Source organism: Capnocytophaga sp. G1920 (assembly GCF_051417515.1).
This window is the reverse complement of sequence record NZ_JBPRKH010000001.1, coordinates 386,118-397,089: the sequence shown is the minus strand read 5'-3', so window position 1 is coordinate 397,089 and position 10,972 is coordinate 386,118. Positions and strand designations below refer to the sequence as shown.

Annotated in this window: 8 protein-coding genes and 1 pseudogene; 7 read left to right on the top strand and 2 right to left on the bottom strand. The window is 38.6% G+C overall.

Annotated features, from left to right (window positions below; all coding sequences use genetic code 11):
- Positions 1–8 precede the first annotated feature (8 nt).
- Positions 9–1,104: pseudogene (locus ACSQ7D_RS01885) on the bottom strand (ISAs1 family transposase).
- Positions 1,105–1,368: 264 nt separating this feature from the next.
- Between ACSQ7D_RS01885 and ACSQ7D_RS01880 the strand changes: the two are divergent.
- The 5 genes from ACSQ7D_RS01880 to ACSQ7D_RS01860 all read left to right on the top strand — a co-directional run bounded on the left by ACSQ7D_RS01880 (position 1,369) and on the right by ACSQ7D_RS01860 (position 8,837).
- The gene (locus tag ACSQ7D_RS01880; protein ID WP_437135170.1) at positions 1,369–3,840 is read left to right on the top strand and encodes a DUF2339 domain-containing protein; all 2,472 of its coding nucleotides are present in this window, start codon (positions 1,369–1,371) and stop codon (positions 3,838–3,840) included.
- Between the two features lie 221 nt (positions 3,841–4,061).
- Positions 4,062–4,748: a PAS domain-containing protein gene (locus ACSQ7D_RS01875; protein WP_009422490.1), complete on the top strand. Its 687-nt coding sequence runs from the start codon at positions 4,062–4,064 to the stop codon at positions 4,746–4,748.
- 43 nt (positions 4,749–4,791) lie between these two features.
- Positions 4,792–5,469 (top strand): PAS domain-containing protein, encoded by a 678-nt coding sequence (locus ACSQ7D_RS01870; protein WP_009418630.1) that lies wholly within the window; start codon positions 4,792–4,794, stop codon positions 5,467–5,469.
- Between the two features lie 146 nt (positions 5,470–5,615).
- Positions 5,616–7,415, top strand: a complete 1,800-nt coding sequence (locus tag ACSQ7D_RS01865; RefSeq protein ID WP_437135169.1) for an AMP-dependent synthetase/ligase — start codon at positions 5,616–5,618, stop codon at positions 7,413–7,415.
- A gap of 99 nt (positions 7,416–7,514) precedes the next feature.
- Positions 7,515–8,837: a leucine-rich repeat protein gene (locus ACSQ7D_RS01860; RefSeq protein WP_437135168.1), complete on the top strand. Its 1,323-nt coding sequence runs from the start codon at positions 7,515–7,517 to the stop codon at positions 8,835–8,837.
- 48 nt (positions 8,838–8,885) lie between these two features.
- Here ACSQ7D_RS01860 and ACSQ7D_RS01855 read toward each other — a convergent pair whose 3' ends face one another.
- A complete protein-coding gene (locus ACSQ7D_RS01855; protein WP_002671156.1) occupies positions 8,886–9,623 on the bottom strand; it encodes an ABC transporter ATP-binding protein in 738 nt (245 codons plus the stop codon).
- Between the two features lie 99 nt (positions 9,624–9,722).
- Here ACSQ7D_RS01855 and ACSQ7D_RS01850 point away from each other — a divergent pair, with 99 nt between their 5' ends.
- Entirely contained in the window at positions 9,723–10,232 is a 510-nt protein-coding gene (locus tag ACSQ7D_RS01850) for an N-acetyltransferase family protein (protein ID WP_437135167.1), read from the top strand.
- Positions 10,229–10,891: a TrmH family RNA methyltransferase gene (locus tag ACSQ7D_RS01845; RefSeq protein WP_002671154.1), complete on the top strand. Its 663-nt coding sequence runs from the start codon at positions 10,229–10,231 to the stop codon at positions 10,889–10,891. Before ACSQ7D_RS01850 ends, ACSQ7D_RS01845 begins: the two co-directional genes overlap by 4 nt.
- The last annotated feature ends 81 nt before the right edge of the window (positions 10,892–10,972 follow it).

Genomic DNA, 10,972 nt, shown 5'->3' with positions numbered 1-10,972 from the left:
CAGGGCTGTTACATAGAGTTACAAATGTTTGATTTATAATATATTAAATTCATAAGTTCTTTGAAATTAATGATACTCCATTCCATAGCTGACTTGATAGAGTCTTTTCCATTAAGACGAAATAGGTTAATTGATATATTTCTCATTATTGAAAGATTCTCAGGAGCATTACCTGATTTAGTCTTACTCTTGTCCTCTTTCATTTGTACATCTTTCACCCAGTGCAAACGATTTTCTATACCCCAATGAGAACGTATGTGATTAGCAAAGAAATCAGCCTTATTCTTAGCTACACTGCTAATATGGTAAACTATCTCTATTGTCTGACCTTTCTTTGTTTTGACATAACGTGTTGTTTCTATAATTCGCTTTATACCAAACCATTCAGGAGAAATACCCTCTAAATTTTTATAAACTTTGGTAATACGCAATTCATCACGACCTCTTAGCAAAGAACACTCTTGGTAAGTGTGCATTAAATACTTTTTTGTAGCAACATTTGCTTTTATTTGCTCAAAAAGCTTTTTTTGATTACCTTTTACTTGTACTATGTAGTCATTTTTTGACTTTATAATAGTTTCAAGAGTTTTTTTGACAATGTAAGGCATCTAAAGTGATTATTTCACCTTGAATGTCTAAGGCTTGTAAGAGTCTTTGAACGGTATAAATTTCAGATTCTTTTTTGTTCTCTAATTTATCACAAGCTAATACAATGCCTCTTTGTGAAGCAAAAACACTTATCAATGAAACAAAATTCTGATAGTTATTTTGAGTGTCTTTAATAGTTCCTGCAATAGCCTTTCCATCAACAGCAAGTGTTTCACCTTGACACATTGGTAAAAATTGGGCAGTCCACTGATTGAATTTTTGGGCAAAATCATCAAAATCAATTTCCATAAATATCCTTCTAATAGAGCCATATGTAGGTACTTTACAGAAAGTTAGATACTTTTTAAACTCCCATTGGTTTTCTTTGAGGAAACGGCCTATTTCTCGATAACCAGTATAACCTGACATTATTGCTGTTAGGCACATAATCAGGAAGTTAGGCATTTTATGGCGGATACCGCGTCTTTTTCTAGTATCCTCTATACTAGATAACATTTCTATCAGTGTCATAGACTTTTACATTTTATTGGAATGCAAAAATAGTAATTTAAAATAACTTACAAAACTTTGTAACAGCCCTGCTCCAAAGGGGGACAATCCGCAATCATACCTATTTAAAACTTTTTGCATATTCTCAATGGAGGAGAATCCGTTAAATGTAAATGCTATAAGGATTATATGGGTGATTTTGGTAAATTAGTTTTTTTTGTTACCTTTGTGCTTTCATTGCTTATTAGCTTTCGCTTTTACTTATAAGTTATGGTATCAGAAAAAGATTTAGAAGCCTTAATGGCTCAGGTAGATGGTGCTGTGGATAGGCAGTACGACTTCATTAAAGAGATGAAGCAGATAAAGCAAACGCTTTGGGAACTGAAAGCCCAAATGCGCGCTACTTCGGTATTAAGTTCGGCGGTACCCGCAGAAACGGCAGTGCCTGAGGGTACACGTGAGGCAGTAACAGAGACTCCCCCTGTGGAAACGGCAACTCCTGTTGAAGAACAAACCGTAATAAATACTGTGGCTGAGGAAATGACGGCAGCTGTTGTAGAGAAGCAAACGCCTATTGCGACGGTTGCTGAACCGGTGCAAGAAACTTCGCAACCGAAACAAGAGACCCCTCCGATTACCTTTACACCAAAAACGAATCCGTTTGCGCCTAAAAAGAAGGTGAGAAATCCGTTTGAGCCGAAGCAATCTACTAACTGGGAGCGATTTATCGGTGAGAATTTGTTTGGCAAGATAGGGATAGTGATTATTATTATTGGGGTGTTTATAGGGGTGAAATACTCTATTCAGCATAACCTTATCAGCCCTGCAATGCGCTTGGTTTTAGGTTACTTAATGGGTATAGGGCTTTTTGTAACGGGGGCTATGCTCAAGAAAAAATATGAGAGTTTTAGTGCTATCTTGGTGAGTGGAGCAATGACGATTTTTTACTTCGTCACCTTTATTGCATATGCTGTTTTTGGTTATTTCCCGCAATCTCTTGCCTTTGTGCTGATGTTCCTCTTCACAGCCTTTACGGTACTTGCTTCGTTGAGCTATAACCAAGTGGTGATAGCTATTATAGGGCTTGTGGGAGGCTATGCGGTACCTTTTCTTTTGAGTAATAACTCGGGTCAGGTAGAAATCCTATTTGCGTATACAGCAATTATTAATATAGGTGTGCTGATACTTTCGTTTTATAAGCAATGGCGTTCACTGTACATTTCGGCGTTGTTCCTCACTTGGCTATTGTTGTTCTCGACGTGGGCATCGGCTTATCAGTACGACGATTTTGTGCCTTACTTTGTATTTAATTTGGTAACGTTCCTCACTTTCTATGTTGCTTTTATAGTTCAGAAAATACACAGGGTACAGGAATTGGAAGCGGTAGATGTACTTTTGTTCTTGTTTAGTAGCTTGTCGTTCTACGCGATGGGTGTTTGGCTTATATTGGATTATTATCCTAATAATCGGACTTTTGTGGCGATGTTTACATTGCTTAACGCTGTATTTCACTTTTTGGTGGGGTATTATTTTCACCTCAAAAAGACGCCTTCTCAGGCTTTGAAATACCTAGTTTTGGTGTTGGCACTCTCATTTGCTACTTTGGTAATCCCGATACAGTTTAAAGGAACGTGGATAACTATTTTCTGGATAGCCGAAGCAGCGTTACTCTTTGGGTTTGGGCGTACTAAAAAAATGCCTGTGTACGAGCGAATTTCATACGCAGTAGTGATTTTGGCTACTTTCAGTTTGCTGATAGATTGGGGGAAAGGCTCTTATAGTATCTTTGATATGGAAGACGCGAGTGCGTATATCACGCCTTTTGCTAACTTGCTTTTTATTACAGGGTTACTTTATAGTGTGGCGGTAGGAGCAATGGCTTATATCAATGATAAATACAAAGAGATAGGGACGCTTAATAAAGTGTTGAGCTTTTTGTTCAATATTTTTTCGGTACTTATTTTGTATTGCACTTTTTACAGAGAGATAAGCGTGTTTTGCGATATGAGGGCTTTACATCAAGACCCTGAGATTTACAGCCATTATGAGGCATATCAAGACCTGAACACTTTTAAAGGGGTATGGCATATTATATACAGTGTGTTGTTTATCTCGGCTTATAGTTTCTTGAATGTGAAGTATCTGAAAGAGAAATTGTTGGCAGAACTACAAATAGGATTAAACTTCTTCTTACTGACTATATTTATGACCTTGGGGCTTTACTATTTCAGTGAGTTGCGTGAACGTTATATGGAAGAAGCGCAGAAAGGAGGACAGTTATCACTTTGGTTTTTAAATATTAGATATGTGGGCTTGCTCTCGCTGGTGATATTAGGCAATAGCATTTATGCCCTCAGTAAGTTTTTGGAATTTAAAACAAGGGCAAGGCGTGTATTGGAAATGTTGTTGCATCTGGTTATTTTGTGGGTTGCTAGCAGTGAATTACTGCACTGGACAGATATATATGAGTCGGTAGCTAATTATAAATTAGGTCTTACAATTTTATGGGGAGGTTATGCTATTTTATTGGTAGTATTGGGTATTTTTAAAAGGAAGAAATACCAGCGAATATCGGGTATTATACTGGTAGGTTTTACGCTCTTGAAGTTATTCTTTTACGATACTACCCACCTCGATACGCTACATAAGACCATAGTGTTTGTACTGCTTGGGGTATTGCTACTGATAGCATCGTTCCTCTATAACAAATATACCAAGGAGATAGAGGGAGAGCAAAAATAAGAGGGTGGAAGATTAAAAAGAGAGAGAAAAAATGCTAAATGTATATTATTTTTCCAGAGAAAAAGAGAGAGATTAGAGGAGTTAGTTTTATTATAGTAAGCTGTAAATCAAACTAATAAAAGGCGAAGATTGTTGTAAGAAAAATTTTTTGATAAAAAAATACATATAATTAAAATAAAAGCATTACTTTTGTGCCATAATAACCAAAATTTAATTTTGTAATGATTAGAGATTATAGAGACATTAAGCTTACTGTACAACGTCCTACTCCTATTGACAAGGAGGTGAACTGGAATAAATCGTTGGTAGTGATTAGTGAAACTGATATTTATGGTCGTATTACCAATGTAAACGATGTGTTTTGCAATGTTTGTGGCTATAGTGCTGCGGAAATGGTAGGGCAACCACATAGTATCATTCGCCACCCTGATATGCCTAAACTGATTTTTAAACTGCTTTGGGATAATCTTAAATTGGGGAATAACTTTATTGGGGTGATTAAGAACTTAGCAAAATCAGGAGAGTATTATTGGGTAATCACCGATTTTGAAATGCGTAGAGATGCGGATGGGAATATCACACACTACATTGCACGCCGTAGATCGGTGCCCAAAGGAGTAATAGACAACTATGTAGCACCGTTTTATGATACGCTTTTGAAACTTGAGAAGATAGGAGGAATGGAGCTTAGCACCCGTTTTTTCAAGAACTACTTAGCTAAACAAGGCAAAGATTATATTGATTTCATTATAGATATAATGAATGAAAATAGAGAAAATGTGTCTTTCGAAGAAAATCAAGTATCATCAGTAGATACTACACAAGTGATTTCAGATGATATTGTAACTATGAATGAGGCTCAAAACGAGAAACGCAAGAGTTTCTTTGGTAGATTGTTTGTGCAATAACTATCTAGCAACTTATGTGATTAACTAAAAAATTTAAAATAATATGTCAGAATTTAAAAGTGCTGTACCTACAATTGCAAGACCCACTCCTATTGACCGTGAAGTACAGTGGGATAAGACCAAAGTACTCATCAGTGAAACAGATGCGATTGGTACTATTACCAAAGTGAATGATGTGTTTTGTGAGGTATCACACTACACTGCTGAAGAACTCATAGGACAACCTCATAACTTGATACGCCACCCCGATATGCCAAAACTTATTTTTAAGCTTCTTTGGGATAACTTAAAGGCGGGGAATAACTTTGTGGGTGTGATTAAGAACTTAGCTAAAACAGGAGAATACTACTGGGTGGTTACTGATTTTGAAATGCGTCGTGATGCATCGGGTAATATTACACATTACATTGGCAGAAGAAGATCGGTGCCTGAAGCAGCGATTAAAGACTATTTGGCACCTTTCTATGATTCACTTTTGAAAATGGAGAGAATAGGAGGTGTAGAATTGAGCAGTCGTTTCTTTAAAAACTATTTGGCTAAGCAAGGGAAGGACTATGTTGACTTTGTGATTAGTATTATGTCAGAGGGTCAAACTAAATTTACAGCTGAAACTGTATCGGGTGTTGATAATAACAACGTGACAGTATCTGACGATATTTACCAAATGGATGACTCGAAGAATGAAAAGCGCAAGAACTTCTTCGAGCGTTTGTTTAACTAATAAAAATATTAGAGAGAGATAAGAGAGGAATAGAGGTAGACTCTATTCCTCTTTTTTGTGGCATAGGATTTGTTATTTATTGAGCGTGGATTGTGAATTGAAAATTATTTTATACTTTTGCCCCGACTAATTAATTCAATAACGAAATGGACTTAACAGCCTATCACTTTGTATCGCTGTTTCGCAATAATGTACAGCAATACCCACAGAAAGATGCTTTGATGGGAAGAGACGCTTCTTCTCATTGGAAAGGTATTACGTGGGAGACCTTAGGCAGTACCACAACCCTTTTATCTAAATCTCTGCTTTCATTGGGTATCCAACCCCAAGAAACTGTAGGGATTCTTGCACAGAACACCCCACAATGGTCGCTTGCTGACCTTGCTTGCTTGCAAATACGTGCCATTCCGGTACCCATATATACTACAAATACCGCTGAACAAGCCCTCTACGTGATGAATCACGCTGAGGTGAAAGTGCTGTTTGTGGGCGATGAAAAGCAGTACCACAAAGCTCTTGAAGTAGCCTCTCAGTGCCCCACCTTGCAAATGATTGTGGTATGTGATAACGAAGTGCCTCTTACTGAAAAACAGTATTCCATTCACTGGAATGACTTTTTGGCACTCGGTAATAGTCCGCAGTATGATACAGAGTTAGACAAGCGCATTGCAGAACGCAATTTAGACGACCTTTTTACGATTATCTACACTTCGGGTACTACGGGTGAGCCCAAGGGAGTAATGCTCACTTATGAGAATTTAGCTTTCCAGATGGTAGGACATACCGAGCGCTTATCTACCGTAGATAACACTGATACGTCATTGGCTTTCTTGCCACTATCGCACGTATTTGAACGCGCGTGGACGTACTTCTGCCTTTACAAAGCAGTTACTGTTTATTACTTAGATGATACTAACTTAGTGCGCGAAGCCCTTGCTGAGGTACGTCCTACCTTGATGTGTGCTGTACCGCGCTTCTACGAAAAGATATTTGCCACCGTACACGACCGAGCTGGCGCATCGTCATTTGTAAAGCGTAAGCTCTTCCGCTTGGCAATAGCTACTGGTAAACGAGTATTGGCATTACGCGAACAAGGTAAGAAACCCTCGTTTGTCTTACAGAAAGCTTATAACCTTTTTGATAAAATGGTGTATAAGAAACTGAAAGAGGCTCTTGGTGGACGCATTAAGTTTATGCCTTGTGGAGGGGCAAACCTCGAACCTAGTATCGGACGTTTCTTTCAGTCGATAGGAATTAACCTAAAATTAGGTTATGGGATGACCGAAACGACTGCTACTATATCTTGTTGGGGCGACGATCGTATCAACCCACAATCGGTAGGGAATGTGATGCCTAATGTACAAGTGCGGATAGGAGAGGAGAACGAGATATTGGTAAAAGGAGGAATGGTGATGAAGGGTTACTACAAGAACCCAGAAGAAACCGCCAAAGCTTTTACTCCTGATGGTTATTTACGCACGGGAGATGCGGGTAATTTGGACGGGAATAACAATCTCTTTATCACCGAGCGCATTAAAGAACTGATGAAGACCTCTAACGGCAAATACATTGCTCCACAGATGATTGAAGGCAAGGTTGGGAAGTATAACCTTATAGAACAAATAGCCGTGATTGCTGATGGTAAGAAATTTGTTTCTGCCCTTATTGTACCTAATTACGAGATGCTCTCACAAGCACTAAAAGATCTCAATATTAAGTGCAAAAACACGGCAGATATGATAAAGCATAGCCAAGTGATTGAGTACATAGGTAAGCAACTACAAAAATTTCAGAAAGACCTACCCGACTACGAGCAGATTAAGAAGTTTACGCTTCTGCCTTCGGCTTTCACTATTGAGCGTAATGAGATTACTCCTTCGCTCAAACTCAGAAGAAAAGTGATTTATGCCAATTATAGTCGTGAAATAGAGGCAATGTACAGATAAAGATATTAGAGACTATCCGTAAAAGCATCGTTGTATTTTCTTATTTTGTACCTTTGCGCCCGATTTTTAATATTATCTGCTAATCGAAGAACAATTTTTATGAAAAGATTTTTATTTATGGCAATATTAAGTTGCCTTGGTCTTGTGTCTGTACAATGTACCAAAGTCGACACAGAACGTGTAGAAATTAAAGGAGAACGCGGTGAGCGTGGCAACTTAATCCTCTCAGGAATAGGCGTGCCTGATGCTTCTCAAGGAACGATAGGCGATTATTATCTCGACCTATCTACAGCCAATCTTTATGGAGCTAAAACAGCAAAAGGCTGGGGAACTCCTATTTCTTTAAAAGGCTTAAAAGGTGATGCGGGAGCCGATGGTGCCAATGGTACCAACGGTCAAAACGGAAAAGATGCTCCTGTACCTCAAATAAAAAATGGCTTTTGGTATATAGGTGAAACGAATACTCATATTAAAGCCCAAGGAGAAAAAGGTACTGATGGTACTAATGGCACCAATGGTCAAAACGGTCAAAATGGTATTACGCCTCATATAGGAGAGAATGGTAATTGGTTTATAGGCAATCAGGATACTCATATAAAAGCTCAAGGAGACAAAGGAGAAACAGGTGCTACGGGTGCTACGGGAGCACAAGGGCTTCCCGGTAAAGATGGCTCTAAAATATATTCAGGACAAGGCAAACCCGTGAGTCAAGGAGTAGAAGGCGATTACTATATCGATACTGAGGCTAAAATATTCTATGGGCCTAAAACTAATATAGGTTGGCCTTCTACCGGTATTTCTCTTACCGCTCAACAAATGAGTGACACAGACTATGAACTTAGCACTGACGGAAAGACCTTAGTAAAATGGAAAAATGAGAAAACACTTTTTATCGATATGAATACTGACCCTAAGCTAAAAGATGTAGAAATCATAGCTGACAATGCTTTTAACGCAGAAATAAATAAACTCACATACCAGTTGAGAACTTTCGTCATTGGGGATAAAGTAAAAGATATAGGGGCTAAGGCTTTCTATCTATGTACTAAATTGACAAGTGTAGAAGTATCGAATGAGAATATAAGAAGAGAGATTACAAAAATAAAAACGCAAACCTTTGCTAATTGTACTCATCTACAAAATGTAGATATTCCTTCAAGCGTTACTACTATTGAAGCAAGAGCTTTCACAGGTTGTAATAGACTTACAAGTGTTATACTTCCTGAAACAGTAAACAATATAGTAAATAATGCCTTTGCAAAGTGTGACAATTTGCATACCGTAATCATACGTAACCCTAATGCTTTTAGTATAGGCACTATGGCATTTAATCAAACTCTGTTACGCAACATTTATGTCCCTTCCGGGAAAGTAGAGGAATATAAAACATTAAACCCTCAATACAAAGATTTTATCAAATAAGATATAAACAAAAAAAGCTACCAATTCGGTAGCTTTTTTTATTACCTTTTATTTTTTACCTGTTACCTGAATAAACGCTTCTTCCAAATTAAATGCTTGCACTTCGGTAATAAGGTTTTGAGGTGTGTCTTCTTTTAGCAATTGTCCTTCATTTAAAATACCTACACGGTCACAAAAATCCTGTGCCTCTTGTAAATGATGGGAGGTGTAAAGTATCGACATTCCTCCTCTGTTCAATTCCTTTAAATAATCGATAATAATATTTTTGGATTGCACATCCACCCCCACCGTAGGTTCGTCTAAGAAAAGTACCTCAGGGCTGTGCAATATACCCGCCACCAAGTTGATACGGCGTTTCATTCCTCCCGAAAAATGAGCAATCTTCTTATTGGCAACTGAGGCTAAGGCTACTCGCTCAAGAGCTTCGTCAGTGAGTGCTTTTAGTTGTTTGCCTTTGAGTCCATACAGGCTACCGAAATAATGCAAGTTTTCGCGAGCGGTAAGCGTAGGATACAAAGCGTATTCTTGCGGAACCACCCCTATTTTATACCTAAGGCTTGTATCTTTATAAGTAAGTCCTACAATAGAAAAACTCCCCATCGTAGGTTTGATACTCCCAAAAAGAATAGACATCAAGGTAGTTTTCCCCGCTCCATTAGGTCCTAAAATACCATAAATTTCTCCTCTTCTCACCTTAAACGACACATCATTCAAGGCAAGGCTGGTGGCTTCTTTATATTGTTTGCTGAGGTGGGTTACCTCGATGGCATTGGGGGGTGTACTCATATTCTCAAAAGCTGAAAAGCGGGGCAAGATAGTCAAAATATTGCAATTAGCAAAGTTTTTTGTACATTTGCAGGGTTTTAATAGGTAACAAGTAACACAGTGAACGAAAATGTAACGCTTAGAATAGCAATGCCTGAGGATACTTCTGCTATTTGGGCAATCCTATCTGCTGCTATTGAGCGTCGCAAAGCCGATGGCAGTAACCAGTGGCAAGACGGCTACCCTAATGAAGAGGTTATAGCTAATGATATCGCCCATCAATATGGCTATGTACTCACAGAAGACAACGAAATATTAGGCTATGCTGCTCTCCTCATCAACAACGAACCTGCTTATGAGGCTATTAAGGGCAAATGGCTTACCAATGCCGACTTTATGGTATTTCATCGCGTAGCAATTTCGTCTGACCATTTGGGGCGTGGCTTAGCAAAGTTTCTTCTTCAAAAGATAGAAGAAATAGCTCACAATAAAGGCATTCCTTCTTTGCGAGCCGATACTAATTTCGATAATGCCCCGATGTTACACCTATTCGAAAAATTAGGCTATAAGTACTGCGGTGAAGTTACTTTCAGAGGTACTCCCCGCAAAGCCTTTGAGAAAAAACTATGAATCAAGAATTACTCACCTATTTAGAACATTTTATTACCGAAGAACGCAAGGAACGTTTTTTACAGGTAATAAGCGCGCGTACCAATCACTTTACGGTAGCGATGGAAGATGTATTCCAAATGCATAACACCAGTGCCGTAGTGCGCACTTGCGAAGTCTTTGGCGTACAACAAGCACACAGCATAGAAGGACGATTTGGCAAACGCATCGATGCCAAAATAGCAATGGGTGCTCAAAAATGGGTAGACGTCTTCCGCTATAACGACACCCAAAGTTGTATCGATGCCCTCCGTGCCCAAGGTTACCAAATTGTGGCAACAACCCCACACAAAGACGCTTATTTCCTCAACGACTTCGATATTAGTAAAAAGAGTGCTTTCTTCTTTGGTACAGAAAAAGAAGGGCTCTCCCAGCAAGTACTCTCACAAGCTGACACATATTTAAAAATTCCAATGGTAGGTTTTACCGAAAGTTTAAATATCTCGGTAGCGGTAGCCATTGTCCTGCAACAGCTTACTGATAAACTCCGCCGTAGCCAAGTAGCTTGGCAACTCACCGACGAAGAACGCCTCAGCACTCTTATCAATTGGACAAAGAAATCCATTCGCAACGTAAAAGATGTGCTAAAACGCTACGAAGAACTCACCGCTCAAAAATAAAAACCTTCAATAAACTTCCTCCTATCTTCGCATTAACTACAAGAAATCTTCATCATTTCTTTGTTCATTCTTTTCCTACTT

Bases quoted from the DNA above. Each gene is read 5' to 3' on its own strand.
- ACSQ7D_RS01845 (WP_002671154.1), top strand. From the start codon at position 10,229: ATGAATCAAGAATTACTCACCTATTTAGAACATTTTATTACCGAAGAA.
- ACSQ7D_RS01860 (WP_437135168.1), top strand. From the start codon at position 7,515: ATGAAAAGATTTTTATTTATGGCAATATTAAGTTGCCTTGGTCTTGTG.
- ACSQ7D_RS01875 (WP_009422490.1), top strand. From the start codon at position 4,062: ATGATTAGAGATTATAGAGACATTAAGCTTACTGTACAACGTCCTACT.
- ACSQ7D_RS01870 (WP_009418630.1), top strand. From the start codon at position 4,792: ATGTCAGAATTTAAAAGTGCTGTACCTACAATTGCAAGACCCACTCCT.
- ACSQ7D_RS01865 (WP_437135169.1), top strand. From the start codon at position 5,616: ATGGACTTAACAGCCTATCACTTTGTATCGCTGTTTCGCAATAATGTA.
- ACSQ7D_RS01880 (WP_437135170.1), top strand. From the start codon at position 1,369: ATGGTATCAGAAAAAGATTTAGAAGCCTTAATGGCTCAGGTAGATGGT.
- ACSQ7D_RS01855 (WP_002671156.1), bottom strand. From the start codon at position 9,623: ATGAGTACACCCCCCAATGCCATCGAGGTAACCCACCTCAGCAAACAA.